This window comes from Micromonospora sp. URMC 106 (genome assembly GCF_051386395.1).
Lineage (GTDB): Bacteria > Actinomycetota > Actinomycetes > Mycobacteriales > Micromonosporaceae > Micromonospora.
Map to the genome: position 1 here is coordinate 1 of NZ_JBPQTP010000056.1, position 26,758 is coordinate 26,758.

The 26,758-nt window shown below is 73.3% G+C and carries 27 protein-coding genes; 7 read left to right on the top strand and 20 right to left on the bottom strand.

The features are described 5' to 3' along the window. The first annotated feature begins 127 nt into the window (after nt 1-127). The 3 genes from ACSNOB_RS18215 to ACSNOB_RS18225 all read left to right on the top strand — a co-directional run bounded on the left by ACSNOB_RS18215 (nt 128) and on the right by ACSNOB_RS18225 (nt 5,018). On the top strand, nt 128-1,582 hold the full coding sequence (locus ACSNOB_RS18215; RefSeq protein ID WP_436687745.1) for a 3' terminal RNA ribose 2'-O-methyltransferase Hen1: 1,455 nt from the start codon (nt 128-130) through the stop codon (nt 1,580-1,582). Continuing rightward, on the top strand, nt 1,579-4,104 hold the full coding sequence (locus ACSNOB_RS18220; protein ID WP_436687746.1) for a polynucleotide kinase-phosphatase: 2,526 nt from the start codon (nt 1,579-1,581) through the stop codon (nt 4,102-4,104). The genes ACSNOB_RS18215 and ACSNOB_RS18220 overlap by 4 nt, the downstream gene beginning before the upstream one ends. Nucleotides 4,105-4,304: 200 nt before the next feature. Next, nucleotides 4,305-5,018 (top strand): DedA family protein, encoded by a 714-nt coding sequence (locus ACSNOB_RS18225; protein WP_393101855.1) that lies wholly within the window; start codon nt 4,305-4,307, stop codon nt 5,016-5,018. Nucleotides 5,019-5,076: 58 nt separating this feature from the next. On the opposite strand, the gene ACSNOB_RS18230 is transcribed toward ACSNOB_RS18225, so the two are convergent. From ACSNOB_RS18230 to ACSNOB_RS18300, 15 genes are all read right to left on the bottom strand, one after another. Next, entirely contained in the window at nt 5,077-5,454 is a 378-nt protein-coding gene (locus tag ACSNOB_RS18230) for an ArsR/SmtB family transcription factor (protein WP_007073957.1), read from the bottom strand. Nucleotides 5,455-5,511: 57 nt separating this feature from the next. Beyond that, a complete protein-coding gene (locus tag ACSNOB_RS18235; RefSeq protein ID WP_350685601.1) occupies nt 5,512-6,051 on the bottom strand; it encodes an orotate phosphoribosyltransferase in 540 nt (179 codons plus the stop codon). 168 nt (nt 6,052-6,219) lie between these two features. After that, complete coding sequence (locus ACSNOB_RS18240) at nt 6,220-7,029, bottom strand: SDR family NAD(P)-dependent oxidoreductase (RefSeq protein WP_436687747.1); 810 nt, start codon at nt 7,027-7,029, stop codon at nt 6,220-6,222. 9 nt (nt 7,030-7,038) lie between these two features. Beyond that, the gene (locus tag ACSNOB_RS18245) at nt 7,039-7,716 is read right to left on the bottom strand and encodes a hypothetical protein (protein WP_436687748.1); all 678 of its coding nucleotides are present in this window, start codon (nt 7,714-7,716) and stop codon (nt 7,039-7,041) included. Between the two features lie 72 nt (nt 7,717-7,788). After that, nucleotides 7,789-8,604: a hypothetical protein gene (locus ACSNOB_RS18250; RefSeq protein ID WP_436687749.1), complete on the bottom strand. Its 816-nt coding sequence runs from the start codon at nt 8,602-8,604 to the stop codon at nt 7,789-7,791. Nucleotides 8,605-8,725: 121 nt separating this feature from the next. After that, nucleotides 8,726-10,294 carry a polyamine aminopropyltransferase gene (locus ACSNOB_RS18255; RefSeq protein ID WP_436687750.1) on the bottom strand — a complete coding sequence of 523 codons (1,569 nt, stop codon included), beginning with the start codon at nt 10,292-10,294 and terminating at the stop codon, nt 8,726-8,728. Further along, nucleotides 10,291-11,115: a hypothetical protein gene (locus ACSNOB_RS18260; protein ID WP_436687751.1), complete on the bottom strand. Its 825-nt coding sequence runs from the start codon at nt 11,113-11,115 to the stop codon at nt 10,291-10,293. Before ACSNOB_RS18260 ends, ACSNOB_RS18255 begins: the two co-directional genes overlap by 4 nt. Further along, on the bottom strand, nt 11,115-11,537 hold the full coding sequence (locus ACSNOB_RS18265; protein ID WP_393108027.1) for a DUF350 domain-containing protein: 423 nt from the start codon (nt 11,535-11,537) through the stop codon (nt 11,115-11,117). Before ACSNOB_RS18265 ends, ACSNOB_RS18260 begins: the two co-directional genes overlap by 1 nt. 34 nt (nt 11,538-11,571) lie before the next feature. Then, nucleotides 11,572-11,997 (bottom strand): DUF4247 domain-containing protein, encoded by a 426-nt coding sequence (locus ACSNOB_RS18270; RefSeq protein WP_436687752.1) that lies wholly within the window; start codon nt 11,995-11,997, stop codon nt 11,572-11,574. Then, complete coding sequence (locus ACSNOB_RS18275; protein WP_393108032.1) at nt 11,994-12,500, bottom strand: DUF2617 family protein; 507 nt, start codon at nt 12,498-12,500, stop codon at nt 11,994-11,996. The genes ACSNOB_RS18270 and ACSNOB_RS18275 overlap by 4 nt, the downstream gene beginning before the upstream one ends. Next, nucleotides 12,500-13,123 carry a DUF4178 domain-containing protein gene (locus ACSNOB_RS18280; RefSeq protein WP_436687753.1) on the bottom strand — a complete coding sequence of 208 codons (624 nt, stop codon included), beginning with the start codon at nt 13,121-13,123 and terminating at the stop codon, nt 12,500-12,502. The genes ACSNOB_RS18275 and ACSNOB_RS18280 overlap by 1 nt, the downstream gene beginning before the upstream one ends. 115 nt (nt 13,124-13,238) lie before the next feature. Beyond that, on the bottom strand, nt 13,239-14,051 hold the full coding sequence (locus ACSNOB_RS18285; protein WP_436687754.1) for a hypothetical protein: 813 nt from the start codon (nt 14,049-14,051) through the stop codon (nt 13,239-13,241). 69 nt (nt 14,052-14,120) lie between these two features. Next, nucleotides 14,121-14,501 (bottom strand): hypothetical protein, encoded by a 381-nt coding sequence (locus ACSNOB_RS18290; RefSeq protein ID WP_436687755.1) that lies wholly within the window; start codon nt 14,499-14,501, stop codon nt 14,121-14,123. Between the two features lie 134 nt (nt 14,502-14,635). Beyond that, the gene (clpB, locus tag ACSNOB_RS18295; protein WP_436687756.1) at nt 14,636-17,227 is read right to left on the bottom strand and encodes an ATP-dependent chaperone ClpB; all 2,592 of its coding nucleotides are present in this window, start codon (nt 17,225-17,227) and stop codon (nt 14,636-14,638) included. An 85-nt stretch (nt 17,228-17,312) separates the two neighbouring features. Beyond that, complete coding sequence (locus tag ACSNOB_RS18300) at nt 17,313-17,951, bottom strand: TetR/AcrR family transcriptional regulator (RefSeq protein WP_436687757.1); 639 nt, start codon at nt 17,949-17,951, stop codon at nt 17,313-17,315. Between the two features lie 82 nt (nt 17,952-18,033). Here ACSNOB_RS18300 and ACSNOB_RS18305 point away from each other — a divergent pair, with 82 nt between their 5' ends. The 4 genes from ACSNOB_RS18305 (at nt 18,034) to ACSNOB_RS18320 (ending at nt 21,639) form a co-directional block, all read left to right on the top strand. After that, nucleotides 18,034-19,176, top strand: coding sequence for an epoxide hydrolase family protein (locus tag ACSNOB_RS18305; protein WP_436687758.1), 1,143 nt, complete (start codon nt 18,034-18,036; stop codon nt 19,174-19,176). A 137-nt stretch (nt 19,177-19,313) separates the two neighbouring features. Further along, nucleotides 19,314-19,814 (top strand): cation:proton antiporter regulatory subunit, encoded by a 501-nt coding sequence (locus ACSNOB_RS18310; RefSeq protein WP_350702229.1) that lies wholly within the window; start codon nt 19,314-19,316, stop codon nt 19,812-19,814. Nucleotides 19,815-19,821: 7 nt separating this feature from the next. Continuing rightward, nucleotides 19,822-21,027 carry a cation:proton antiporter gene (locus ACSNOB_RS18315; RefSeq protein ID WP_393108628.1) on the top strand — a complete coding sequence of 402 codons (1,206 nt, stop codon included), beginning with the start codon at nt 19,822-19,824 and terminating at the stop codon, nt 21,025-21,027. Nucleotides 21,028-21,207: 180 nt separating this feature from the next. Beyond that, nucleotides 21,208-21,639, top strand: coding sequence for a hypothetical protein (locus tag ACSNOB_RS18320; protein ID WP_393108048.1), 432 nt, complete (start codon nt 21,208-21,210; stop codon nt 21,637-21,639). A 191-nt stretch (nt 21,640-21,830) separates the two neighbouring features. On the opposite strand, the gene ACSNOB_RS18325 is transcribed toward ACSNOB_RS18320, so the two are convergent. The 5 genes from ACSNOB_RS18325 to dnaK form a co-directional block, all read right to left on the bottom strand. Further along, a complete protein-coding gene (locus ACSNOB_RS18325; RefSeq protein ID WP_436687759.1) occupies nt 21,831-22,040 on the bottom strand; it encodes a hypothetical protein in 210 nt (69 codons plus the stop codon). Nucleotides 22,041-22,186: 146 nt separating this feature from the next. Next, on the bottom strand, nt 22,187-22,627 hold the full coding sequence (locus tag ACSNOB_RS18330; RefSeq protein ID WP_436687760.1) for a heat shock protein transcriptional repressor HspR: 441 nt from the start codon (nt 22,625-22,627) through the stop codon (nt 22,187-22,189). Nucleotides 22,628-22,673: 46 nt separating this feature from the next. Then, nucleotides 22,674-23,861, bottom strand: a complete 1,188-nt coding sequence (dnaJ, locus tag ACSNOB_RS18335) for a molecular chaperone DnaJ (protein ID WP_436687761.1) — start codon at nt 23,859-23,861, stop codon at nt 22,674-22,676. Nucleotides 23,862-23,944: 83 nt separating this feature from the next. Then, complete coding sequence (gene grpE, locus ACSNOB_RS18340) at nt 23,945-24,673, bottom strand: nucleotide exchange factor GrpE (RefSeq protein WP_436687762.1); 729 nt, start codon at nt 24,671-24,673, stop codon at nt 23,945-23,947. A gap of 47 nt (nt 24,674-24,720) precedes the next feature. Then, nucleotides 24,721-26,586 carry a molecular chaperone DnaK gene (gene dnaK / locus ACSNOB_RS18345; RefSeq protein ID WP_436687763.1) on the bottom strand — a complete coding sequence of 622 codons (1,866 nt, stop codon included), beginning with the start codon at nt 26,584-26,586 and terminating at the stop codon, nt 24,721-24,723. Nucleotides 26,587-26,758: the final 172 nt, after the last annotated feature.

The window sequence follows — 26,758 nt, forward strand, 5'->3', positions numbered from 1 at the left end:
GGGGAGCCCCGCCCGCGCAGGGATCAAGCCTGACCGCCCGGAGCGGGCGGGGCTCCCCCGGAAACCCACCCCGAGACAAGGCGAAAACGGGACGACGCAAGATCGAAGGTCCTGACACCATGGGCGCGTGCTGCTCACCCTGACCACCACCCACCGCCCGGCGACCGACCTCGGTCACCTGCTGGTCAAGCACCCCGACCGCGCCCACTCCTTCGACGTGCCGGTCGGCACCGCGCACGTGTTCTACCCGGAGGCGGGCGAGCAGCGCTGCACCGCCGCCCTGCTGCTCGACGTCGACCCGCTGCGGCTGGCCGGCGCGCGGGGCAAGGGCCGCGGCCGGCAGCAGGCCCCGACCCCGGAGGGCTTCACCCTCGGGCGGTACGTCAACGACCGGCCGTACGCCGCGTCCAGCCTGCTCTCCTCCGCGCTGTCCAGGCTGTACCGGTCCGCGCTGCGCGGCGAGTCCCGGGAGCGCCCCGAGCTGGCGCGTACGCCGATCCCGCTGGAGGTGCGGGTGCCGGTGCTGCGCTGCCGGGGCGGCGCGGACGTGGCCGTCCGGATGTTCGGCCCGCTCGGCTGGGCGGTGACCGCCACCCCGATCCCCCTCGACGAGCGGCACCCGGAGTGGGGCGACAGCCGGTACGTGGACCTGAGCCTGACCGGAACGTTGCGGGTCGCCGACGCGCTCAACCACCTCTACGTCCTGCTGCCGGTCCTCGACGACGCCAAGCACTACTGGGTGGCGCCGGACGAGGTGGACAAGCTGCTCCGGGCCGGCGAGGGCTGGCTCGCCGACCACCCGGAGCGCGACATGATCAGCCGCCGCTACCTGGCGCACCGGCGGGCGCTGGCCGGGCTCGCCCTGGCCCGCCTCGCCGAGCAGCGCCTGACCGACGAGCCGGCCGCCGACGAGGTGACGGTGGACGACGCGACCGTGGACGGGACCGACGAGCGGGTGACGGCCCGCCGGGCGTCGCTGGCCGCGCGCCGCCGGGAGGCGGTGCTCGGCGCGCTGGTCGGGGCGGGGGCGAGCCGGGTGCTGGACCTGGGCTGCGGCGGGGGCGCCCTGCTCGCCGCGCTGGTCGGCGACCGCCGGTTCACCGAGATCGTCGGCACCGACGTGTCCCCGCACGCGCTGACCCTGGCCGCCCGGCGGCTGCGGCTGGACCGGCTGCCCGAGCGGCAACGGAACCGGGTCCGACTCTGGCAGTCCGCGCTGACCTACCGGGACGACCGGCTGCGCGGCTACGACGCGGCGGTGCTCATGGAGGTGATCGAGCACGTCGACCCACCCCGCCTGCCGGCGCTGGAGGACGCCGTCCTGGGTCACGCCCGCCCCGCCACCGTCGTGGTGACCACGCCCAACGTCGAGTACAACGTCCGCTACGAGGGCCTGCCCGTGGGGCGGTTCCGGCACGCCGACCACCGGTTCGAGTGGACCCGCGCGGAGTTCGCCGCCTGGGTCGAGCGGGTGGCCGTCACGTACGGGTACACGGCCGCGATCAGCGGGGTCGGCGACGACGATCCCGAGGTCGGCGCCCCCACCCAGCTCGTCGTGCTGACCCGGAAGGAGATCCCGTGACCACCCTCGACATCCCCGAGCTGGCCCTGGTCGCGCTGGTCGGCGTCTCCGGCTCCGGCAAGTCGACCTTCGCGCGCCGGCACTTCGCGCCCAGCCAGGTGCTCTCCTCCGACGCCTTCCGGGCGATGGTGGCCGACGACGAGAACGACCAGTCGGCCTCCGCCGACGCGTTCGACGCGCTGCACCACGTCGCCGCCACCCGGCTGCGGCGGGGCCGGCTCACCGTGGTCGACGCGACCAACCTCCAGCCGCACGCCCGGGCCGCCCTGGTGCGGGTGGCCCGCGAGCACGACGTGCTGCCGGTGGCCATCGTGCTGGACGTGCCGGAGGCGCTGGCCTGGGAGCGCACCGAGGGTCGCGCCGACCGCACCTTCGGCCGGCAGGTGCTCGCCCGGATGCAGCGCGACCTGCGCCGCTCGTACGGGCAGCTGGCCCGGGAGGGTTTCCGGAAGGTGCACGTGCTGCGCGGCACCGAGGAGATCGACGCCGCCGAGATCCGCTACGAGCGGCTGTTCAACGACCGGCGCGAGCTGACCGGGCCGTTCGACGTCGTCGGCGACGTGCACGGCTGCCGCGCCGAGCTGGAGGCGCTGCTGACCCGGCTCGGCTGGGAGCTGCGCCGCGACGGGCACGGCCGGCCGGTGGACGCGACGCACCCGGCGGGGCGTACCGCCGTCTTCGTCGGTGACCTGGTCGACCGTGGCCCGGACTCCCCGGGCGTGCTCCGCCTGGTGATGGGCATGGTCGCCGCCGGGCACGCGATCTGCGTGCCCGGCAACCACGAGCAGAAGCTGCTGCGCCGGCTGCGCGGTCGCGACGTGCGGCTCACCCACGGCCTGGCCGAGACGATGGCCCAGCTGGCGGCGGAACCGGACGCCTTCGTGGCCGAGGTCGCGGCCTTCGTCGACGGCCTGGTCAGCCACTATGTGCTGGACGGCGGCCGGCTGGTGGTCGCGCACGCCGGGCTGAAGGAGGAGTACCAGGGCCGCGCCTCGGGCCGGGTCCGGGCGTTCGCCCTGTTCGGCGAGACCACCGGCGAGACCGACGAGTACGGGCTGCCGGTGCGCTACCCGTGGGCGCGGGAGTACCGGGGCTCGGCGATGGTGGTCTACGGGCACACGCCCACCCCCGAGCCGGAGTGGGTGAACAACACCATCTGCATCGACACCGGCTGCGTCTTCGGTGGTCGGCTCACCGCGCTGCGCTACCCGGAGAAGGAGCTGGTCTCGGTGCCGGCGGAGCGGGAGTGGTACGCCCCGGCCCGCCCGCTGACCGCCGCTCCGGCCCGGCCGGACCAGGTCCTCGAGCTGACCGACGTGTCCGGCCGGCGGCACATCGAGCACGCGTACGGGTCGCTGACGGTGCCGGCGGAGAACGCCGCGGCGGCGCTGGAGGTGATGAGCCGGTTCGCGGTCGACCCGCGCTGGCTGGCCTGGCTGCCGCCGACGATGGCGCCCTGCTCGACGGCGACCGTGGGCGGTTTTTTGGAGCACCCGGCGCAGGCGTTCGCCGACTACCGCGCGGCGGGCGTGGACCGCGTGGTCTGCGAGGAGAAGCACATGGGCTCGCGGGCGGTGGTGCTGGTCTGCCGGGAGCCGGACGGCGGGCCGTTCGGTCCCGGCGGCGGGGTGGTGCACACCCGCACCGGCCGGCCGTTCTTCGGCGAGCCGCTCGACACCGAGCTGCTCGACCGGGTGCGCGCGGCGGTCGGCGGGGCGGGCCTCTGGGCGGAGCTGGAGACCGACTGGCTGCTGCTCGACTGCGAGCTGCTGCCCTGGTCGGCGAAGGCGGGCGGGCTGATCCGCGAGCAGTACGCGGGGGTCGGCGCCGCCGGGCGGGCCGCGCTGCCCGCGGCGCTGGCCGCGCTGGAGGCGGCCGTGGGCCGGGGCCTGCCGGTGGGCGACCTGCGCGACCGGATGGCCCGCCGCCGCGACGAGATCGTGGCCTACTCGGCGGCCTACCGGGCGTACGTGGGGCCGACCGACGGGCTGCGGGGGGTGACCCTGGCCCCGTTCGCGGTGCTGGCCGGCGCGAAGGCCAGCTACGCCGACCGGGACCACGGCTGGCACCTCGGGCTGGCCGACCGGCTCTGCGCGGCCGACCCGGAGTTCTTCACCCCGACCCGCCGGCAGGTGGTCGACCTGGCCGACCCCGCCGCCGAGGCCGCGGCGACGCAGTGGTGGCTGGAGCTGACCGCCGCCGGCGGCGAGGGCATGGTGGTCAAGCCGTACGCCGGGCCGGCCGCCCGTACGGAGCGGGGCTCGCTGCTCCAGCCGGGGATCAAGTGCCGGGGCCGGGAGTACCTGCGGATCATTTACGGTCCCGGGTACGACGAGCCGGAGCAGCTCGCCGCGCTGCGCCGCCGGTCGCTGGGGCGCAAGCGGGGGCTGGCGCTGCGCGAGCACGGTCTGGGGCTGGCGGCGCTGGACGCGCTGGTCGCCGGCGCCCCGCTGTGGCGCCGGCACGAGCTGGTCTTCGCGATCCTGGCCTGCGAGTCCGAGCCGGTGGACCCCCGGCTGTAAGGCGGCGCTCCCGCCTCCCCGGCAGGGCGGCCGGGCCGGCCCCGGCGGGCAGGGCGCTCCCGCCGACCCCGGGCGGTGGCGTCCCGGCGCGCCGCCCGGCCGGCGCGGGCGCGGGTGTGACGTCGAGCACCAGCGCGCCGGACCGCCACCTAGACTACGGACGATCCGTCACCCGACCGGCATCCATCGGAGGTCACCTCGTGCCGACGCCCACCACCACCCTGGCCCTGGGGCCGAGCTGGCTCGATCCAGAGGTGTTGATCTCGACGTTCGGGCTGATCGGCATCCTGGTCATCGTCTTCGCCGAGTCCGGCCTGCTGATCGGGTTCTTCCTGCCGGGTGACTCGCTGCTGTTCACGGCGGGGCTGCTCACCGCCGACGGGAAGTACATCACCTACCCGCTGTGGCTGGTCTGCCTGCTCATCACCCTCGCGGCGATCGCCGGCGACCAGGTCGGGTACGCGTTCGGCCGCAAGGTCGGCCCGGCGCTGTTCCGCCGGCCGAACTCGAAACTGTTCAAACAGGAGAACGTGCTCAAGGCACACGACTTCTTCGAGAAGTACGGCGCGCGCTCCATCGTGCTGGCCCGCTTCGTGCCGATCGTGCGGACGTTCACGCCGATCGTGGCCGGGGTCAGCCGGATGAACTACCGCACCTTCGTCATCTACAACGTGATCGGCGGCGTCCTCTGGGGCACGGGCGTGACCGTGCTCGGCTACTTCCTGGGCCAGATCCCGTTCGTCAAGGCGAACATCGAGATGATCCTGATCGCCATCGTGGCCATCTCGGTCGTGCCGATCGCCGTCGAGCTGCTCCGGGCGCGGCTGGCCGCCAAGCGTGGCACCACCCCGCAGGAGCGGGCCGCCGCCGAGGAGGCGATCCGCGAGACCCGCGAGCACTACGGCAAGCACTGACCAACCGGCCGTCCGGTGCCGTCCCCGGTCGGGGACGGCACCGGACGATCGGCACAGGTCAGCGAGCCTTCTTGGTGGCGCGCTTGCGCGGCGGGGTCAGCAGATCCGCGATCGTGGCGATCGCGGTCGGCACCAGCCGGTAGTAGGCCCAGACACCGCGCTTCTCCCGCTCCAGCAAGCCGGCCTCGGTGAGGATGCGCAGATGGTGACTGACCGTCGGCTGCGAGAGGCCGAGCGGCGCGGTGAGGTCACACACGCACGCCTCGCCCTCGGGCGCCGACTGGATCAGGCTGAGCAGCCGCAGTCGAGCGGGGTCGGCGAGGGCCTTGAGGACCCCGGCGAGACGCTCGGCATCGGCACGTTCGATCGGCTCGCCGGCAAGCGGCGAGATCTGAGGCATGGTCATTTCAGCCAACGCAGTTCCCACGTATTCCATCCTTCCACCAGCAGCATCGATCCGCCTGCATATCGGCGAATCCGAATCGGCAGACTTTTACGCCACAAGGCCGAGGTCAGCCAACGTATAGGCCGCCCGATAAGGCAGTCCGGCGGCTCGCACCGCGTCGCCGGCGCCACGATCAACAATAACCGCCACGCCCACGATCTCGGCTCCGACCTCACGAAGGGCCTCGACCGCCGTCAACACGCTTCCCCCGGTGGTGGACGTGTCCTCCACCGCCAACACGCGCCGGCCGGCCACGTCCGGCCCCTCGATCCGGCGCTGGAGCCCGTGCGCCTTGCCCGCCTTGCGGACCACGAACGCGTCCAGCGGGTGATCAGTCGCGGACGCGGCGTGCAGCATCGACATCGCCACGGGGTCGGCGCCCAGCGTCAGCCCGCCCACCGCGTCGTAGTCCCAGTCGGCGGTCAGCTCGCGCATCACCCGGCCCACCAACGGAGCGGCCTGGTGATGGAGCGTGACGCGACGCAGATCGACGTACCAGTCCGCCTCACGCCCCGAGGAGAGCACCACCCGGCCGTGGACCACCGCCAGGTCGGTAATGAATTTACGCAGGTCGTCGTGGTCCCCCATGGCGATAGAGGGTACTGCGCAAGTCTGTGAGCCGCGTGCCGGGTCCACCCGAGTCAACCCTGGGGGCGACCGATGGGTGGCGATGGACCGCTACGCTGAGCGACCGTTCAGCCAGCGGGGCGGGCGGTCGACGCCGGCCGAGGGCGTCGGGCGGGCCCGGTCCGGGGGTCAGCCGCCGTCGCGACCGATGCGGCCCCGCGTGTCGCGGGCCACCGCCTCCAGCAGCCGCCGCGGCGCGTGCCGCAGGCCGGCGACGGCCAGCTTGTACTTCCAGGCGGGGACGCTGACCAGCTTGCCTTTTCGCAGGTCACGCAAAGCTTCGTCGACCACGTCCTCGGCCCGCAGCCACATCCACTCCGGGGTCTTCGACATGTTGATGCCGGCCCGGTCGTGGAACTCCGTACGCGTGTAGCCGGGGCAGAGCGCCATCACGCGCACGCCGAACGGCCGCGCGGACTGGCCGACGGACTCGCTGAAGTTGGTCACCCACGCCTTGCTGGCCGAGTACGTCGAACCCGGCATGACCGCGCCGAACCCGGCCACGGAAGAGACATTTATCACTGCCCCGCGCCGCCGCTCGGTCATCGGGCGCAGGGCCGCGAGGGTCAGCCGCATCACGGCGTGCACGTTGAGCCGCAGCAACCGCGCCTCGTCCCCTGCGGAGGACCGCAGGAACGGGGTGTTCAGGCTGATGCCCGCGTTGTTGACCAGCAGCTCGATCGGCGACCCCTCGGCCAGCCGCCGCTCCACGGCCGCGCAACCGTCGTCGGTGGACAGGTCGGCCGGGATCGTCTCGACCTGCCGGCCGTGCCGCGCGGTCAGCTCGGCCGCCGTGTCGGTCAGCCGGGCGGCGTCCCGGGCCACCAGCACCAGGTCCCAACCGTCCGACGCCAGCCGCCGGGCGAACGCGGCGCCGATGCCGGCCGTCGCTCCGGTGATCAGGGCCCGCCGCCCGGCGGTCGGCTGGTCGAGCGTCACGGGCGGTTCTCACCTCGGCGGGTAAGGGGGCGCGGGCGGCGCCCCGGGCGGCTGGTGCCACGGGTGCTCAGCGGGTGGCGGTGCGGACGGTGTCGGGGACTGCTGCGGGTCGGGCGCCGCGGGTCGCCGGCGGAACCAGGCGTTCGCCGCCGGCAGTGCCAGCAGCACGGCTACCACAAGGTAACCGAGCACCTGGCCGACCGAAAGCCCCGCGCCCAGCGGAATCCACCAGGACGGCTGGGCGTCGGCGACGAGGCCGAGCAGTTCCGCCGTCGCCCGGTCGTCCTCGCCCAGGCGAAGCGGGGCGGCGCGCTGCACGCCCAGCAACGCCAGGGCGCAGCAGCCGAGGATGAGCCCGAGCCCCGACACCACCCAGGTCGCGGTGCGCGCGCCGGAGCGGCGGGCCCGCAGGCCGAGGGCCAGGCCGGCGAGGAGCAGCCCCGCGAGCAGACTCACCACCGCGGTGAGCACGGTGGACACGCGCAGCAGGGTGACCACCCGGTCGATCTGGTCCGGGCCCGCCGAGGTGCCCTGGGCGGCCTCGCGGAACCGGGCCACGGTGCCGCCGAGGGACACCGCGCCGGCGACGGCGTGCGCCAGCGCGGCGACCGCCATCAGCAGCAGCACCGCCACGGCCAGCGTGACCGCGGCCGGGCGGCGGGCCGCTGCCTGATCGGGGTGCGACACGACGAGTCCCTCCGGTAGGCGTCGGGATGCAACCTACTCGGAGGGACCGTCGGCGTCGCTGTTATCGGCCGGTCAACTCACCGGCGGCGGCGTCGGACCGGGACGGTCCGAACCGGGCTGCTCGCCACCCGGCGTCGTTCCCGGCTGACCGGGCTGGCCCCCGCCGTACGGCGCGGACGGCGGCTGGCCCGGCTGACCCGGTGCCGACGGCTGGCCGGGCGTCTGCGGGTACCCGGGTGCCTGCGGGTAGCCGGGCTCGCCGGAGGTCTGCGGGTAGCCCGGGTAGGACCCGCCCGGCACCGGCGGCTCCCATGCCTGCTTCGGCTTGCGGAAGAACTCGTTGGCCTTCGGCAGGGCCAACAGGATCAGCGCGGCGAGCAGCGAGAGCAGCCCGATCACGCCGATCAGCGTGGAGACCGGGTTGACCCAGCCGGGCAGGGCCTCGTCCAGGCGGCGCTGGATCTCCTCCGGGCTCGGCCCGTCACCGGTGCCCTGGCCGGCCCCGCCGAAGCCGCCGCCGGCCAGGCCGCCGACCAGGCCGCCGCCCGTGCAGCAGACCAGGATGCCGCCGAGGACCCAGGTGGTGATCCGCGCCCCGTTGCTGCCGCGGTTGTTGAACACGCCCAGTACGGCGAGCGCCACCGCGAGCAGGAGCAGGAGGACGGAACTGCCGATGGTGATAAAGGTGGTGATGTCGGCGAGGTTCTGCGTGCCGTTGGCGTCGGTGCCCCGGTACGCCTCGTCGAGCACCTCCGAGACGGTGCCCAGCGTGCTCAGTGTGATGATGATGCCGATGAGCTGGGTGAGCGCGAACAGCCACAGCAGATACGTGGAAATGGTCACCACACCCGGCCGGGTGCGGGCCGGCGTGTTGTGGGAATCGACCATGATTCTCCTTCCCTAGATCGCGGTCACACCGTATCGAGATCGGGCCAGTCGGGCACGACAGCGGACACCGACCCGCCGTACGGCGTGGCAGTACCCCGTCCGGGAGGAAACCGATCCCGCGCTAGTAGCCGCGCCACTCCGCCCGGGCGTACTCCAGCACGCGGGGCTGGAGCAGGGTGGAGGCCGGCACGTCCACGCGGCGGCGGTCGGCGGGGAAGGCCCCGGCGGCGGACAGCGTCGCCGCGTCGAGGAAGCGCAGCGCCGGCGCGTCCGGCGGCAGGGCGAGGGCGGGCGCGGTCGCGCCGGGGGCGGCGAGCAGGAAGCCCCAGTCGCCGAAGGACGGCACGTCCACGTGGTACGGCGTGGTGGCGAAGCCCGCCTCGCGCAGCGACGCCTCGATCGACCAGTACGACCGGGGCGCGAAGTACGGCGATCCGGACTGCACGACCAGCCGGCCGCCCTCGGCGAGCACCGCGCGCACCAGCGCGTAGAACTCGACCGTGTAGAGCTTGGCGGTGGCCGTCTCGTCCGGGTCGGGCAGGTCGGCGACCACCGCGTCGAACCGGTCCGTGGCGGTACGCAGCCAGGAGAACGCGTCGGCGTGCACCACCCGGACCCGGGGGTCGTCGAACGCGCGGGCGTTGAGGGCCCGCAGTTGCGGCTCGCTGCGGGCCAACGCCACCACCGCCGGGTCCAGGTCCACCACCGTGACCCGCCGGACGTCGGGGTAGCGCAGCAGCTCGCGTACGGCGAGGCCGTCCCCGGCGCCGAGCACCAGCACCTCGCCGCGCGGACCGTTCAGCACCGGATGCACCAGCGCCTCGTGGTAGCGGTACTCGTCGACGGAGCTGAACTGGAGGTCGCCGTTGAGGAAGAGCCGCAGGTCGGTGCCGGCGCGCCCGGTCTCGGCGACCGAGCGGGTGAGCACGATCTCCTGGTAGCGGCTGCGCTCGGCGTGCACCACCGGGTCCCGGTAGAGCTGCTGGCGGGCGGTCAGCTCGAAGTCGTGCGCGGTCACCCACGCGTACCCGAGGCTGAGGGCGACCACGGCGGTGCCGGCGCCGAGCGCGACACGCGCCCGGCGGCTCAGCTCCCGCCGGAAGACCGTGCAGACCAGCGCGAGCCCGGCCACGGCGTTCACCGCGCCGACCACCAGCGCGCCCTTGAGCTGGCCGAAGACCGGCAGCAGCAGGAACGGGAAGGCCAGCCCGCCGAGCAGCGCGCCGACGTAGTCGGCGGCGAACAGGTCGGCCACCGCGCTGCCGGCGGCCTGCTCCCGGATGCGTTGCAGCAGCACCATCAGCAGCGGGATCTCCGCGCCGATCAGCAGGCCGAGGACGAAGGCCGTGGCGACCAGCGCCGGGCCGTAGAGGTCCAGCCAGGCGAAGGCGGCGTAGAGGCCCAGGACGGAGAGACCGCCGAGCAGGGCCAGGGCCAGCTCGATCGCGGCGAACGCGGCGGCGGCGCGCGGTTGCAGCGGCTTGGCGGCGAGCGCGCCGACGCCCATCGCGAACACCATCACGCCCAGCACGATCGACGCCTGGCCGACCGTGTCCCCGATCAGGTAGCTGCCCAGGGCGACGAGGGCCAGCTCGTAGACCAGGCCGCAGGCGGCGCAGACGAAGACCGCGACGAGCACCGCCGCGCGGGACAGCCGCCACCGCGCGGACGCCGGCGCCTCGACGGTCACCGGCTCTCCGGCGTACGTGCGTCGGGCTTGCCGGCCTGCCGGGCGGCCGCGCGCCGCTGCGCGCGGGCCCCGCGCTTCTCGGCCTCCCTGCGGAGCTGGCGGCGGCGCTGCCACAGGCCGACGGCGACCAGCAGGGCGGTGAGCAGCAGCAGGCCGAACGCGGCGAGGAAGTAGCCCCAGCGGTCCCGCCACAGGTCGCTGCTGGTGCCGGGCAGCGGCGCCGGGGTGGCCGCCGCGTCGACGGTCGGGGTGGCGGCCGGCTCCACCAGTCCCGCCTCGGTGGCGAGCAGCGGCAGGGTCACGGCGGCCCGGGTGACCGCCCAACCCGGATCGTCGATGAAGACCTTCTCGGTCAGCCCGAACCGCTCCAGCCCCTGCTCGATGCGCAGCAGCTGACTGGTGGTGATGTCGGCGGACCCCGTCACGTCGATCCGCGCGAAGTCCTCGCTCTCGCTGCTCTCCGAGGTGTAGGCGACCCTGGCGTCCACCTGCACCCAACGGGGGCAGGCCGGGTTCTCCTCGACCGCGATCCCGTCGCCGAGGTTCGAACCGACGCTCAGGGGGTCGCTGTAGCTGAAGTAGTCCTGGAGCACCCAGCCGTAGCAGATGCCCTGGCTGTCGGCGGAGCGCTGGAGGATCGGCACGGTGTCGCCGCGCTCCTGCGCGGTCGGCGCCGGCACGTCGTCGTCTCCCGAGTCACTGTTGACCAGCCCGGCCACCACGCAACCGAGGACGACCAGGCTGGTGACCAGCCAGAAGACCCAGACCCCCGTCGACGACTTCTTCCCGGCCGGCGTGGCGGGTTGCTTCGCGTCGGACATCAGCTGATCGCGGCGGCGATGATCGCGCCGGTGGCCAGGTGGACGACCGCGGAGACCCAGACCGCCGGGTGCGGCTGCGGGTCGACCAGGATCTCCCCGAGTCTGCCCGGCGTGGCCACGTCCAGCAGCAGGAACGCCGCCGCCATGATGACCAGGCCGAGGACGCCGTACGCCGCCGCGCCGACGATGCCGAGCACGAAGTCGTCGGCGCTGGCGGCGATGGCGGCCACCACGATGATGCCGACGCCGGCCAGGTTGGAGGCGAGCAGCAGGGCGGCGTTGCGGTTGCGCTCGACCCAGATCAGCTCGTGGAGCTTGCCGGGGGTGGCCACGTCGACGAGGGCGTAGCCGACGGCCATCAGGACGACACCGACCACGCCGTAGGCGAGCGTGACCAGCAGATCGGTGACCAGCGTCTGCAAGGGGACTCCAGGGGTTTCGTCGGGTGAGGGGGTGCTACTTGCCGGAGCCCGGGCCGCCGCCGCGCACGGTGCTGCCCCGGCCCCAGCCCCAGTGGTTCCCCACGGTGGAGTGGTAGCGCGGGTAGGCCGTGCCGAGGCGCTCCAGGAGGATCACCGAGCCGGCGGCGATCGGCAGGATCACCACCGAGTCGTCGTCGTAGCGCAGGTAGACGCCGCTGCCGTCGACGTACTGGTCGGCCGGCGTCCACGCGTCGGTGACCTCCTTCGCCACCTGGCTCGGCGTCCGGGACGAGGTGTAGGCGATCGCGTCCCTGCCGATGTCCTGGCTCGCCGCCCGGGTGTACCTGTCCTCCACGAAGCCGCGCGGCGAGAAGTTGCCGTAGAAGATGGCGAAGGCGGCGACCAGCGCGCCGATGACGGCGATCGCCACCCCCACCACGAACCAGCGTCGGTACGTCATCGCAGTGCCACCACCGTCTCGGTCAGGACCAGCTCGTTGGTCTGGGGATACGCGTGCCAGGTGCGCCAGCCGAGGGCGCCGTCCGGCGGGTCGGGGCGCACCGACAGCGCAGTGACCGCGTCGACGTCGCCGGGGAAGACCCCCACCAACGCGTACGGGTCGTCGGCCAGCTCGGCGCGCAGCGCCGCGACCCGGTCGCTCAGCCCGGTGCCGGAGGGCCGCAGGACGGTCGCGGTGAAGCGGTAGCCGTTCGTCTCGTCCCGCACCGCCTCGGGCAGCTCGGGCGGGCGGCCGGGCAGGCAGGCGACCGTCTCGGTCAGCGTGGCGCCGGGAGCGCGCAGGACCACCTGGTGGGAGGCGCCGAGCAGGCGCAGCCGCAGCCGGACGCCGCCGGGCAGGTCCAGATCGAGCACGTGCAGCGCGGGCAGCTCGTCGTCGCCCAGGGCCAGGCTGAGGTCGGCGGCGCTGGTGTCGACGTACGGGGCGTCGAGGGTGACCAGCATCAGTCCGCCTCGGCCTGCGGGTAGATCATCACGTCGGCGCGGTGCAGCACCTCGCCCAACGCCACCTCCCAGCCCGCCTCGCCGTACGCCTCGAAGGAGAGCCGGGCCCCGCCGGGCGCCTGGTAGTCGTGGTACCGCATGGTGCCGTTCGGGTCGAGGCCGGTGGTGCCGGTCGCGGTGTAGCGGGCCTGGCCGGACTCGTCCCAGTTGTAGCGGCGGCCGGCGAAGTCGATCGTCGGGGCGCCCGGGGTGACCGTGGCGCCCGGCTCGGCGGCCCAGAGCACCAGCTCCAACTCCGGGTCCTCCTCCACGGAGAGCCAGCGGCGCACGCCCGCGGCGTCGTCGAGCAGGTGCTCGGCCCAGCTCCAGCCGCCCTCGACCAGACGGATCGAGCCCCGCACCGCGTACGACGTCCCGCGGATCTCGACGATGTCGCCGGGCTTCAGGCGGCGGGGGTCGCCGCGCAGCGCGTCGGCGTCCCGGTCCCGCAGCGGGTCGCCCGGGCTCGTGGGGCGCTGCGGCCGGGACCGGGCCCGGCGCAGGGCCACCACCGCGACCACCACCCCGGCCACCCCGACCAGACAGCCCGCCGCCGTCAGCAGGTACGCCACCGACCCGTCCACCGACCACCTCCCCAGGTACGTCGGCGGAGACGGTAACAACCCCGCGCACCTGGGGAAACCTGTGTCGAACGGGTGATGGTCCGACTACGGCGCGTGCCCGCTCGCCGAGCGGCGCTCAGCCCTCGGTCGGGCCCGGCGCGGCGTCGCCCGGGGCCCGGTGCGCCGCCGGATCGGGGCAGATCAGGTAGCCGGGCGGAACGACCTGGTAACCGTGGGGAACGGGCGGGGCGTAGGCGACCGGGACCACGGGGTACCCGGCCGGCGGCATCGGCGCGGCGGGCGCGGCCCTGGGCACGAACCACCGGTGGGCAGGCGGCAGCGCCAGCAGCAGCACCACCGCGAGGGTGAGCACCAGCACGGTCAGCACCCCGAGCCCGGCCAGCGGGAACAGCACCGCGTCGAAGGGGTCGGACCGGGAATAGAGTTCCTCGAAGAACTTCGACTCCGCCCAGATCTCGGCCTCCGGTCCGGCCGGCCCCTCCTCGGGGTACCCCTCCTCCACGTACGGGCCGTCGTCGAAGCCGATGGCGAAGAGCAGCGGGAACACGAACGCTCCGACGAAGCTCTGGCCGCAGCAGACGACCAGTTGGACGCCGCCGGACACGAAGACCAGGATCCGGGCGACGTTGCCGCCGCGACGCACCGGCCGCGCGGTGGCGGCCAGCCAGAGCGCGAGCAGCAGGGTGGGCAGCCCGAGCACCACCGCCATGGTGACGTTGCTCCACCGCTCGCCGCGCACCTCGTCGGGGTCGGCGTCCGGCACCGCCCGCACGGCCCGGTCGATGTGGCCGTCCCACTGGACCGCCTGGGTGACCACCAGCGCCACCAGCCCCAGCAGGACCAGCACGGTCGCGAGCTGCAACCAGAAGGCGATGGTGACGGTGACGGGTCGGGGTGGGCGTACGGGCGCGTCGGCGGGCGGCGTCATGGGACGGAAGCTACGGACCGCCGTCGATGGCCGGCAGGGCCGTTCGGGCGGGGCCGGCCGGCGAACGGATCATGCTCCGGCGAGTCGCTCCGACGCGTACCCGCCCAGGGTGGCGCGGCCCATGACGCAGCCGGTGAACGTGCCGAACTCGGCCGGGTCGCCGCGCAGCGCCGTCCAGGCCGCCCGCCCGGCGGTCGGGTCGACGCGTTCCAGCAGCGTGGCGGCGTAGACACGGCCCGCCGGGGTGCCCTCGGCGAGCAGCCGGTCGAGTTGCTCGCGTACGCCCTCGGGGTCGTCGGCGAGCGCCGCCTCGACCCGCCGGTACGCCTCGGTCACCGGCAGCAGCGTGCCGGCGATACCGACCCCGCCGAACGCCACCGTGTCGGCGCGCGCGAGTTCCTCGACCGCCGCCGACAGCTCCCGGTCCTTCTTCTTCCCGATGCCGAACATGCCCTCGTTCCTTCCCCGCCGAGCCTCTGCCCACCCTGTCGATCAAGAGGTTCGCGTCCTCGGCGGGCGGCGCCGGGACGCCAACCTCCTGATCGACCCGGGCGGACGGCAGGCCCGGTCGAGCCGCGACGCGGTCAGGCCGTCGAGACCGAGAGGGCGTCCTTGGTGTCGGCGAGGTCGACCCGGACCGTGTCGCCGTCGCGGACCTGTCCGGACAGGAGGGCCTTGGCGAGCTGGTCGCCGATCGCCGTCTGGACCAGGCGGCGCAGCGGCCGGGCCCCGTAGATCGGGTCGTAGCCGTGCTCGGCGAGCCACACACGGGCGGCGTCGCTGATCTCCAGCGCCAACCGGCGGTCCGCAAGGCGGGTTCGCATCCGGTCGAGCTGGATGTCGACGATCGCCCGCAGGTCGTCACCGCGCAGCGCGGCGAAGACCACGATGTCGTCGAGGCGGTTGAGGAACTCCGGCTTGAAGTGCGACCGGACCACCGCGAGGACGCCCTCCCGGCGCTGCTCCTCGGCCAGCGTCAGGTCGCCGATCACCGAAGACCCGAGGTTGGAGGTGAGGATCAGGATGGCGTTGCGGAAGTCCACCGTGCGGCCCTGCCCGTCGGTGAGCCGACCGTCGTCGAGCACCTGGAGCAGGATGTCGAAGACGTCCGGGTGGGCCTTCTCGACCTCGTCCAGCAGGATCACCGAGTACGGCCGGCGGCGCACCGCCTCGGTGAGCTGGCCGCCCTCCTCGTAGCCGACGTAACCGGGCGGGGCGCCGACCAGGCGGGCGACGGAGTGCTTCTCGCCGTACTCGCTCATGTCGATGCGGACCATGGCCCGTTCGTCGTCGAACAGGAACTCGGCGAGCGCCTTGGCCAGCTCGGTCTTGCCGACGCCCGTCGGGCCGAGGAAGAGGAAGCTGCCGGTCGGGCGGTCCGGGTCGGCGACGCCCGCCCGGGCGCGGCGGACCGCGTCGGAGACCGAGCCGACGGCCTCGGCCTGGCCGACCACGCGGGCGCCCAGCGACTCCTCCATCCGCAGCAGCTTGGCGGTCTCGCCTTCGAGCAGCCGGCCGGCGGGGATGCCGGTCCAGGAGGCGACCACGGCGGCGATGTCGTCCGCGCCGACCTCCTCCTTGAGCATCGCGCCGTCGGCCTGGAGCCGGGCCAGCTCCTCCTCGGCCTGCTTCAGCTCGGCCTTGAGGGCGGGGATCCGGCCGTAGCGCAGCTCGGCGGCGCGCTCCAGCTCGCCGTCGCGCTCGGCCCGCTCGGCCTCGCCGCCCAGCCGCTCCAGCTCCTCCTTCGCGGTGGAGAGCTTGGTGATGTGGTCCTTCTCCAGCTTCCAGCGGTCGGAGAGCGCGGTGAGCTGCTCGCGCTTGTCGGCCAGCTCCTTGCGCAGCCGCTCCAGCCGCTCGGCGGAGGCGGCGTCGGGCTCCTTGGCCAGCGCCATCTCCTCGATCTCCAGCCGGCGCACCGCCCGCTCGATCTCGTCCACCTCGACCGGCCGGGAGTCGATCTCCATGCGGAGCCGGGACGCGGACTCGTCGACAAGGTCGATCGCCTTGTCCGGCAGGAACCGGTCGGTGATGTAGCGGTCGGAGAGGGCGGCGGCGGCGACCAGGGCGGCGTCGGTGATGCGTACGCCGTGGTGCACCTCGTAGCGCTCCTTGAGGCCGCGCAGGATGCCGATGGTGTCCTCGATGGTCGGCTCGCCGACCAGCACCGGCTGGAATCGGCGCTCCAGCGCCGGGTCCTTCTCGATGTGCTCGCGGTACTCGTCCAGGGTGGTCGCGCCGACCATCCGCAGCTCGCCGCGGGCCAGCATCGGCTTGAGCATGTTGCCGGCGTCCATCGAGCCCTCGCCCTTGCCGGCGCCGACGACGGTGTGCAGCTCGTCGAGGAAGGTGATGACCTGGCCGTCGGAGTTCTTGATCTCCTCCAGGACAGACTTCAGCCGCTCCTCGAACTGGCCCCGGTACGACGCGCCGGCGACCATCGCCCCCAGGTCGAGGGAGACGAGCTTCTTGTCCCGCAGCGACTCCGGCACGTCGCCGGCCACGATCCGCTGGGCCAGGCCCTCCACGATCGCGGTCTTGCCGACGCCCGGCTCGCCGATCAGCACCGGGTTGTTCTTGGTACGCCGCGACAGCACCTGGATCACCCGGCGGATCTCCGAGTCCCGGCCGATGACCGGATCGATCTTGCCGTCGCGGGCGCTGGCGGTCAGGTCCACGCCGTACTTGGCCAGGGCCTGGTAGGTCTGCTCCGGGTCGGCGGTGGTGACCCGCCGGTCCCCGCCGCGCACGGTCGGGAAGGCGGCGACGAGGTTCTCCTCGGTGGCGCCGGCCGACTTCAACGCGCCCGACACCGCGCCACCCACCCGCGCCAGGCCGGCGAGCAGGTGCTCGGTGGAGGTGTATTCGTCGCCGAGCGGACGCGCGATCTGCTCGGCGGCTCCGATGGCGTTGACGAACTCGCGGGCCAGGGTCGGCTCGGCGATGCTGGAGCCGCGCGCGGCGGGCAGGGCGTCGACCGAACGCTGGGCGACCCGGCGCAGCTCGGCGGGGTCGGCCCCGACGGCGCGCAGCAGGCCGGCGGCGGTCGAGCCCTCGGTGTCCAGCAGCGCCAGCAGCAGGTGCCAGGGCTCCACGGTGGCGTGACCGCGCTGGTTCGCCATCGCGACGGCACCGGTGATGGTCTCGCGGCTCTTGGTGGTGAGTCGTTCCGTGTTCATGGGCTCCCCCGGATCGGCGTGTCCACTGGGAAGGACACAACCAGAGTTGAGCCTATTCCGCTCAACCTTGACCGTGTGAGCTGGATCACTCCCGACGCGACCAGCGGCCGAACTCGCCCGCCACGGGCGGCGGGCCGGGGAGCGGGGGCGCGGTCGCGACCAGCCCCGCCAGCAGCAACGCGAGCTGCCGCCGGCGCAACTGCCCGGTCCGCTCCGGATCCGGCACGCGGATCGCCGCGCACCCCTCGAGCAGGAGCGGGATGTCGTGGACCCCCACGTCGGGGCGGAGCCGCCCGTCGGCGTGGGCCCGCCGGACCAGCGCCTCGGTCAACTCGCCGGCGCGCACGGCGTCGCGGCCCATCTCCTCGGTCGGCGTGAAGGTGCCGGCGAGGCGCACGGTCAGCGAGTGCACGTCGGCGTCCACGAGCCGCGCCAGGAAGTTGGCGAAGGCCGACCAGGCGTCCGGCTCGGCGAGGGCCGCCTCGGCCTCGGCGACGTACCGGCGCAGCCCGTCGTGACACAGCCGCCGCAGCAGGTCCTCCTTGCCGGCGTACCGCCGGTAGAGGGCGCTGATGCCGACGCCGGCGCGCTCGGCGACGGCGGCGATCGGCGCCTTCGCATCGTCGAGGAAGACGGCGCGGGCGGCGTCGAGGATGACGGCGTCGTTGCGGGCGGCCTGGGCGCGGCGGCCCGCGAGAGCCGGACTTCCGGTCGGGTTCGTCATGGACCGAGGATAGCAGTGGAACGGATCGTTCCGCTCTGCTACGGTCATGGGGAACGAAACATTCCGTTCTGAAGGAGTCACCATGACGGACCACGCCATCCGCCCGTTCCGCGTCGAGATCCCGCAGGCCAAGCTCGACGACCTGGCGGACCGGCTGCGCCGGACGCTGTGGCCGGCCGACCCGGCCGGGATGGACGCGTCGTACGGCGTGACCAGCGAGCGGGTTCGGGCGCTGGCCGCCTACTGGCTCGACGGGTTCGACTGGCGGGCGGTGGAGGCGCGGCTCAACAGCCACCCGCAGTTCGTCACCGAGATCGACGGCGAGCAGATCCACTTCCTGCACGTCCGCTCGTCCCGGGCGGACGCCGTCCCGCTGCTCCTCACCCACGGCTGGCCCGGGACGGTCGTCGAGTTCCTCGACCTGATCGCCCCGCTCACCGAGCCGGAGGACCCGGCGGCGCCGGCGTTCCACCTGGTCGTGCCGTCACTGCCCGGCTTCGGTTTCTCCGGGCCGACGCGCGGCACCGGCTGGGGCTGCCACCGTACCGCCCGCGCCTGGGTGGAGCTGATGGACCGCCTCGGCTACGAGCGGTACGGCGCGGTCGGCAACGACGCCGGCTCGATGATCTCGCCGGAGGTGGGCCGGCTCGCCCCGGAACGTGTGGTCGGCGTGCACGTCACCCAGCTCTTCTCGATGCCCACCGGGGACCCGGCCGAGTTCGCCGGCCTCTCCGAGGACGACCAGGCGGCGCTCAAGCACCTCCAGTGGTTCTACGACAACATGTTCTCGTTCAACATCCTGCACAGCCAGCAGCCGCAGACCCTGGCGTACGCGCTGAGCGACTCCCCGGTCGGCCTGCTCGCCTGGAACGCCCAGCTCTTCGGGGAGAGCCTGGACTTCGACTTCGTCCTGGCCAACGTCGCGATCTACTGGCTGACCGGCACGGCCGGCTCCGCCCCCCGGTTCTACTACGAGGACGCCCGCGCCCCCCGGCAGCCGAGCGAGCCCACCACCGTCCCGACGGGGCTGGCCATGTTCGCGGGCGACTTCCAGTCGATCCGACGCTTCGCCGAGCGGGACCACGGCAACATCGTCAGCTGGAACTCGTACGACCCGGGCCTGCCGGCCGGCGGCCCCCGCGACGCCGCCGGGCACTACGCCGCCCACGAGGCGACGGACCTCCTGGTGGGCGACATCCGGCAGTTCTTCCTCAGCCTGAGCTGACCCCACCCCGCCCGACGAGCCGACGCCGGAGGGCGTCTCCTGGCGGAGCAGCGCTGACCGACCACGCAGCGGAGTCGACCTGCGACGGCTCGCGCTGTCAAGATCTGCGCGTGCCGGCGAGGAGTAGCCTGGCCCGTGTGCGCGTACGTGTCGAACAGACCGCCCTGCCGGGCATCGGGGTCCGTCACGATCTGTTGACGGAGTCCGGTCGCCGCCTCGGTGTGGTCTCCCACCGCAATGGCCGCCGTGACCTCGTCCTGTACGACCCGGACGATCCCGACTCGTGTCAGCACGACATACCGCTGACGGACGACGAGGCGGAGGCGCTCGCCGACATCCTCGGCGCGTCGCTGATGCTCGGTCAGCTCTCCGGGCTGCGGGAGCAGGCCGCCGGCCTGCTCACCGAGCAGATCGCCATCCCGGCGGGCTCGAAGTACGTCAACCGGAAGCTCGGGGACACGCAGGCACGTTCCCGCACGGGCGCCTCGATCGTGGCGGTGCTGCGCCACGGCGAGGTGATCGTCTCGCCGGAGCCCTCCTTCCGCTTCGCCGCTGGTGACGTGGTGGTCGTGGTCGGGACCCGTCAGGGCCTCGACGGGGTGACCGCCATCCTCGCCGACAGTGACCCGGACGGCTGAGGCGCGGATGCACGAAACGACAACACTGCTCGTCGAGGTCGGCGCGCTGCTCTTCCTGCTCGGCCTCCTCGGCCGGCTGAGCCGCCGGATCGGCCTCTCGCCCATCCCCCTCTACCTGCTCGCCGGGCTCGCGTTCGGGCACGGCGGCCTGCTGCCCCTGGCCGCCAGCGAGGAGTTCTTCGCGGTCGGCGCCGAGATCGGCGTGATCCTGCTGCTGGTGATGCTCGGCCTCGAGTACTCGGCCAACGAACTGGTCGGCAACCTTCGCGCCGCGGCCCCGGCCGGCCTGATCGACGGGCTGCTCAACGCGCTGCCCGGGGCGGCGTTCGCGCTGCTGCTCGGCTGGGACTGGGTCGCCGCCCTGGTGCTCGGCGGCATCACCTGGGTCTCCTCGTCCGGCGTGATCGCCAAGGTCCTCGCCGACCTGGGCCGTCTCGGTAACCGGGAGACGCCGGTGATCCTGTCGGTCCTGGTGATCGAGGATCTGGCCATGGCGTTCTACCTGCCCCTGGCGACGGCGGTACTCGCCGGCAGCGGCCTGCTGGGCGGCGGCATCGCGCTCGGCGTCGCGGTGGGCACCGTGCTGCTGGTGCTGGTGGTCGCCATCCGGTACGGCAACCTCATCTCCACGGCCATGTCGGCCAAGGACCCGGAGGCGCTGCTGCTCGGCGTGCTCGGGATGACCCTGCTGGTGGCGGGCATCGCGGCGAAGCTCCAGGTGTCGGCGGCGGTCGGCGCGTTCCTGGTCGGCATCGCGCTGTCCGGGCCGGTGGCGCACCACGCGACCGAGCTGCTCAGCCCGCTGCGGGACCTCTTCGCGGCGGTCTTCTTCGTCTTCTTCGGCCTGGTCACCGACCCGCGGGACATCCCGCCGGTGCTGCTGCCCGCGCTCGCGCTGGCCGTCGTCACCATGGCGACGAAGACGCTCACCGGTTACCTGGCGGCCCGCCGGGTCGGCATCGCCGAGCCCGGTCGCTGGCGGGCGGGCCTGGCTCTGGTGCCCCGAGGCGAGTTCTCCATCGTCATCGCCGGGCTCGCCGTGGCCGCCGGCAGCGTCGAGCCGAGGCTGGCGGCGCTCGCCACGGCGTACGTGCTGATCACGGTCGTGACCGGGCCGATGCTGGCGCGGCTGCCCGACTTCGCGTGGTTCAAGCGCTGGCTGCGGCAACGCGCCGCGGCCCAGCGGGCCCGGCCGGTGCCGGTACGGGACTGACCGACGTGGCCGTCCGGGGGCCGGGTCGACCGTACGGTCGGCCCGGCCCTCGGCCAACGGTTGTCGAATTGCTCCCTGCGGGGTCTACCGCCGGTAGCGCGACCGGGTTACCGTTTCGCCCCAGCAGCCAGGGCCCGTGGGTGGCCGGTGTCCCCGCGGACGAGAGCGGAAGGTTGGCCGGTGAGCGTGCAGGAGTCGACGTTCCACGGCTTTGCCAACCCCGTCGACCCGACCCCCGCCGAGCTGCGGGCGTGGGCCTACCAGCCGGACTCGGTGCCGTTGACCTCGATGCCGCCGGACTGGGACCTGCTGGTCTCCGGCGACCGGCTGGTGGCGGTGCTCTTCGACCTGGCGATGGACCAGGCCTGCCCGGCACGCCGGTTCGCGCTGCACTGCCTCTACATCTACGCCGCCGACGGCATCCGGACGAACTTCCGCGCCCATCCGAAGCGGCGCTTCCGCAAGCTGGTCGAGCAGGCCGAGCGCACCGGTGACGACCTGATGCGCACCTGGGCGTACAACAGCCGGGTGCTGCTGGCCCGGCCGGAACTCTTCGTCTACCGGGACTGGTGCGAGGGCGGCCTGGTCCGGGAGAACCGCCGCATCGCCTGAGGAAACCGCGGGGCCCACCGGTTCGCTCCGCCGCGCGGTCGCCGGAGCGTCGTGCCGAACACGAACGCGACGACCGGCGGCGTCGCCGCCGACTTGCGGTCGCGGAAGTCGGGCGTGCCACGGGAATGGCTGCCTCCACGGCGAACGGGCCGGGACCCCCCGTGGGTCCCGGCCCGCACGTCGGCGGATCGTCAGCGTGCCGATCCACCCTGCTTCCGGTGTCTCGCCTCGTCGCGCCCCTGGTCGACGCCGTGGTCGACCTGGTCGGCGAACGCGCCGTTCTTGATCTTGTCGGTGAAGCGGCCCTCGGTGACCCGGTCGAACCTCTCCCGGACGTTCTTCGCCACCTTGTCGAGCCGGTCCTCCGTCTGCTGCGCAACCTTCTTCACCGATTCCGCCATGGCTCCCCCTGCCATCGGAGTTCCGGATTGAGGCGGTTGAGCCTGATTCGTAGGTTAGCTGATCCGGCACCTGCCCCGCCGAAGAAAGCGGCGAAAGGCGACCGCGCCCGGCCGGGGGAGGGGCGGCCGGGCGCGGTGTGGTGTGGTCAGCGGTCGGGGGTTCGCCGCGGGCGCCAGACCACCAGCGCGGTGGAGGTGCGGTTGGTCGGCACCAGGTCACTGCCCGGGAAGCGGGCCAGCGACTCCAGCTCGGCGATCCGGCGGTACGCGGCGTCCAGCTCCGCCTCCAGCCGGGCCACCCGCTGCTGCGCCTGCTCCAGCAGCCGCTCCAGGCCGATGATCCGCTTGACCCCCGCCAGGTTGATGCCGTCGTCCTGGCTGAGCCGCTGGACCTCGCGCAGCAGCACCACGTCCCGGACGCTGTAGCGGCGCCCGCCGCCGGCCGCCCGCCCCGGCTGGACCAGGCCCAGCCGGTCGTACTGGCGCAGCGTCTGCGGGTGCATCCCCGCCATCCGCGCCGCCACCGAGATCATCAGCACCTTGGCCTCGTAGGCAGGGTCACCCGAACCGACGAACTCGTCCGACATCCCGCTCACCTCCGCGTGCACTCCACCGAGCCGACTGAACACCGGGTCAACTGAACCGACGCACCCGCGCGTCGAGATGTTCCCGGGCGGCCGGCGGGGTCTGCGCGGCGAAGGTCTCCAGCGCCGCGCGCGCCTCGTCGGACACCCGCGCGGGCACCACCACGTCGAGCGTCACCAGCAGGTCACCCGCCCGACCGTCGCGGCGGACCACCCCCTTGCCGCGGGCCCGCAGGATCCGGCCGCTCGGCGTGCCCGGCGGCACCCGCAGGGTCACCGCGCCGTCGAGGGTGGGCACCCGCAGGTCCGTGCCGAGCACCGCCTCCGCGAACGTGATCGGCACGGTCAGCGTGAGGTCGTCGCCGGTACGCCCGAACAGCTCGTCCGGCCGCACCTTGACGTGCACGAAGAGGTCGCCGGCCGGACCGCCCCGCGCGCCGGGCTCGCCCCGCCCCGCGAGCCGGATCTTCTGGCCGTCGGCCACCCCGGCGGGGAAGCGCACGTTCAGCGTGCGGGTCTTGGTGACGCCGCCGGTGCCCTGGCACTCCGGGCACTTCTCCTCCACGACCGTGCCCACGCCCTGGCAGTTGCGGCACGGCTCGGAGAAACTGAACGACCCCTGGTTGCGGGTGGTCATCCCGGCGCCGTGGCACACCGGGCAGGTGCGCGGCTGGGTGCCGGGCTTGGCCCCGTCGCCGTGGCAGGTGTCGCAGACCCCCGGGGCGCGCAGCGTCAACGGCAGGGTCACCCCGCGTACGGCGTCGCCGAAGTCGAGGGCCACCTCGGCCTCGACGTCCCGGCCCCGCGCCGGGCCACGGGGCGCCGCCCCGCCGCCGGCGCCGCCACCGCCGGAGAAGATCGAACTGAACAGGTCCTGGAAGCCGGCCCCGCCGAAGCGGCGGTCGCCACCCCCGCCGGCCGCGCCCGCGAACAGGTCGGAGACGTCGAACGGCATGCCGCCGGGCTGGCCGCCGCGCGCGTTGCGCCGGAACGCGCCCGAACCGAACAGCGAACGCAGCTCGTCGTACTCGCGGCGCTTGGCGTCGTCGCCGAGCACCGCGTACGCCTCCGAGGCGGCCTTGAAGCGCTCCTCGGCCTTCGGATCACCGGGGTTGTGGTCCGGGTGCGAATCCCGCGCCAGCTTCCGGTATGCCTTCTTGATGTCGTCGGCGGAGGCGGCCTTGTCCACGCCCAGCACGGCGTAGAAGTCCTTCTCGATCCAGTCCTTGGAACTCACCGGTCCACCCCCTCCCTACCTGGGGACCGACCGTCCCGCCCACCCGGTGCGGGTGGACGGGACGGCCCGGTCGTCGTCGCGCACTACTCCGGGTCGGCGACCGCGACCATCGCCGGTCGCAGCAGCCGCTCACCGACCTGGTAGCCCCGGCGCATCACCTGCACGCAGGTCGGCTCGGTGACGTCGGCCGAGGTCTGGTGCGCCACCGCCTCGTGCCGGGTCGGGTCGAACGGGTCGCCCTGCTCGCCGAAGGCCGTCAGCCCGAACTTGCCGAGCGCCGTGGTGAGCTGCTCGGCAACCGTGCCGAACGGCCCGACCAGGTCGCCGTGCTCGCGGGCCCGGTCCAGGTCGTCGAGGATCGGCAGCAGCGCGGCGAGCACCGCGCCGGTCGCCTGCTCGGTGACCAGACCCTTGTCCCGGTCCACCCGCTTGCGGTAGTTGGCGTACTCCGCCGTCACCCGCTGCAGGTCCCGGGTCCGCTCGTCGAGCTCCGTACGCAGCGCCTCGAGTTCGGCGCCGAGCGCGGTCCCGCCGCCGTCGACCGGCTGCGCCGGGGCGTCCACCACCGGCGGGCCGGTCACCTCGGCCGCCTCGACCTCGATCTCGTCGACGACGACCTCGGCCTCCTCGACCAGCCCTTCGGCCGGGGCATCCGACCCGGCGTCGGCGGCGGCCGGCTCGCTGGACTCGCTGATCTTGCGGTTGTTGCGGATGACGACCCGCGGCCCGTCGCCGGCCTGCTCGGCGGGCGCGGAGCCACCCGGCGTCGACCCGGTCGCACCCGGGTCGGCGGCTCGTGGCTTCTCCGTCATTGGGCTACCTCATCCCTCTGCCGTGGTTCCGTGTCCGGGACGGATCGTCACTTCTTGTCCTCGTCCACGATCTCCGCGTCGACCACGTCGTCCGCGCCACCGGCCGGCCCGCCGGCCTGCGCGCCGCCGGTCGCCCCGGCGCCCGTGGCACCCGGACCGGCCTCGCCCGGCTGCTCACCCGGCTGGTTGTAGAGCAGGGAACCGGCCTGCTGGGAGACCTGTGCCAGCCGCTCGTGCGCCGACTTGATCTTCTCGATGTCCTGACCGCCGAGCGCGCCGCGCAGCTCGCCGAGCGCCTCGTTGATCTGGTCACGGGACTCCGCCGGCAGCTTGTCGCCGCTCTCGGCCAGGAACTTCTCGGTCTGCCACTGGAGCGCCTCGGCCAGGTTGCGGGTCTCGGCCTCGTCGCGACGACGCTTGTCGTCCTCGGCGTGCTCCTCGGCGTCGCGGCGCATGCGCTCGATGTCGTCCTTCGGCAGCGAGGAGCCGCCGGTGATCGTCATCTTCTGCTCCTTGCCGGTGCCGAGGTCCTTCGCGTGGACGTTGACGATGCCGTTGGCGTCGATGTCGAAGGTGACCTCGATCTGCGGCACGCCGCGCGGCGCCGGCGGGAGGCCGGTCAGCTCGAAGGTGCCGAGCTTCTTGTTGTAGGCCGCGATCTCGCGCTCGCCCTGGAAGACCTGGATCAGCACCGACGGCTGGTTGTCGTCCGCCGTGGTGAAGACCTCGGAGCGCTTGGTCGGGATGGTGGTGTTGCGCTCGATCAGCTTGGTGAAGATGCCGCCCTTGGTCTCGATGCCCAGGCTCAGCGGGGTCACGTCGAGCAGCAGGACGTCCTTGACCTCGCCCTTGAGCACGCCGGCCTGGAGGGCGGCGCCGACGGCGACGACCTCGTCCGGGTTGACGCCCTTGTTGGGCTCCTTGCCGGTGAGCTGCTTGACCAGGTCGGTCACGGCCGGCATCCGGGTCGAGCCGCCGACGAGGATGACGTGGTCGACGTCGGAGATCTTGATCCCGGCGTCCTTCACGGCCTGCTCGAACGGGCCCTTGCAGCGGTCCAGCAGGTCCTGCGTCATCCGCTGGAACTCGGCGCGGCTGAGCGTCACGTCCAGGTGCAGCGGGCCCGCCGCGCCGGCGGTGATGTACGGCAGGTTGATGTTGGTGGTGGTGGCGGCGGACAGCTCGATCTTGGCCTTCTCGGCCGCCTCGCGGAGCCGCTGCAGGGCCATCTTGTCCTGGCCCAGGTCGATGCCGTGCTCGCCACGGAAGGTCTTGACCAGGTGGTCGATGATCCGCTGGTCCCAGTCGTCGCCGCCGAGGTTGTTGTCACCGCTGGTCGACTTGACCTCGATGACGCCCTCGGCCAGCTCCAGCAGCGACACGTCGAAGGTGCCGCCACCGAGGTCGAAGACCAGGACGGTCTGCTCCTTGGAGCCCTTGTCCAGCCCGTACGCCAGGGCGGCCGCGGTGGGCTCGTTCACGATCCGCAGCACGTTGAAGCCGGCGATCTCACCGGCCTCCTTGGTGGCCTGGCGCTGACCGTCGTTGAAGTAGGCCGGGACGGTGATCACGGCGTCGGTGATCTGCTCGCCCAGGTACGCCTCGGCGTCCCGCTTGAGCTTCATCAGCGTGCGGGCCGAGATCTCCTGCGGGGTGTACTTCTTGCCGTCGATGTCGACGGACCAGTTGGTGCCGATCTCCCGCTTGACCGAGCGGATCGTCCGGTCCGGGTTGGTCACCGCCTGGCGCTTGGCGACCTCACCGACGAGCACCTCGCCGTTGCGGGCGAACGCGACGATCGACGGGGTCGTCCGCGAGCCCTCAGCGTTGGCGATGACGGTGGGCTCACCGCCCTCCAGGACGCTGACGCAGGAGTTCGTCGTGCCGAGGTCGATACCGACCGCACGTGCCATCTTCGCTTCCTCGCTTCGTGACGTTGTGAGCCGCCCACGGGCGTCGCCCCTGAGCCGCTCGGCGGGCGTCGCCCGCAGCGACCCCACCACAAGTTGAGTGAACTTGACTCAATAGTGCCACGCCCCGGGAAATCGTCAAGTCGAGGTTGAGTCGACCCGACGCAAGTCACGG

What these genes read in the sequence shown, in the direction of transcription:
- ACSNOB_RS18230 (WP_007073957.1), bottom strand. Translation starts at nt 5,454, where the DNA reads ATGGAATACGTGGGAACTGCGTTGGCTGAAATGACCATGCCTCAGATC.
- ACSNOB_RS18235 (WP_350685601.1), bottom strand. Translation starts at nt 6,051, where the DNA reads ATGGGGGACCACGACGACCTGCGTAAATTCATTACCGACCTGGCGGTG.
- ACSNOB_RS18250 (WP_436687749.1), bottom strand. Translation starts at nt 8,604, where the DNA reads ATGGTCGATTCCCACAACACGCCGGCCCGCACCCGGCCGGGTGTGGTG.
- ACSNOB_RS18260 (WP_436687751.1), bottom strand. Translation starts at nt 11,115, where the DNA reads ATGTCCGACGCGAAGCAACCCGCCACGCCGGCCGGGAAGAAGTCGTCG.
- ACSNOB_RS18270 (WP_436687752.1), bottom strand. Translation starts at nt 11,997, where the DNA reads ATGACGTACCGACGCTGGTTCGTGGTGGGGGTGGCGATCGCCGTCATC.
- ACSNOB_RS18275 (WP_393108032.1), bottom strand. Translation starts at nt 12,500, where the DNA reads ATGCTGGTCACCCTCGACGCCCCGTACGTCGACACCAGCGCCGCCGAC.
- ACSNOB_RS18285 (WP_436687754.1), bottom strand. Translation starts at nt 14,051, where the DNA reads ATGACGCCGCCCGCCGACGCGCCCGTACGCCCACCCCGACCCGTCACC.
- ACSNOB_RS18290 (WP_436687755.1), bottom strand. Translation starts at nt 14,501, where the DNA reads ATGTTCGGCATCGGGAAGAAGAAGGACCGGGAGCTGTCGGCGGCGGTC.
- clpB (WP_436687756.1), bottom strand. Translation starts at nt 17,227, where the DNA reads ATGAACACGGAACGACTCACCACCAAGAGCCGCGAGACCATCACCGGT.
- ACSNOB_RS18300 (WP_436687757.1), bottom strand. Translation starts at nt 17,951, where the DNA reads ATGACGAACCCGACCGGAAGTCCGGCTCTCGCGGGCCGCCGCGCCCAG.
- ACSNOB_RS18305 (WP_436687758.1), top strand. Translation starts at nt 18,034, where the DNA reads ATGACGGACCACGCCATCCGCCCGTTCCGCGTCGAGATCCCGCAGGCC.
- ACSNOB_RS18315 (WP_393108628.1), top strand. Translation starts at nt 19,822, where the DNA reads ATGCACGAAACGACAACACTGCTCGTCGAGGTCGGCGCGCTGCTCTTC.
- ACSNOB_RS18325 (WP_436687759.1), bottom strand. Translation starts at nt 22,040, where the DNA reads ATGGCGGAATCGGTGAAGAAGGTTGCGCAGCAGACGGAGGACCGGCTC.
- ACSNOB_RS18330 (WP_436687760.1), bottom strand. Translation starts at nt 22,627, where the DNA reads ATGTCGGACGAGTTCGTCGGTTCGGGTGACCCTGCCTACGAGGCCAAG.
- grpE (WP_436687762.1), bottom strand. Translation starts at nt 24,673, where the DNA reads ATGACGGAGAAGCCACGAGCCGCCGACCCGGGTGCGACCGGGTCGACG.
- dnaK (WP_436687763.1), bottom strand. Translation starts at nt 26,586, where the DNA reads ATGGCACGTGCGGTCGGTATCGACCTCGGCACGACGAACTCCTGCGTC.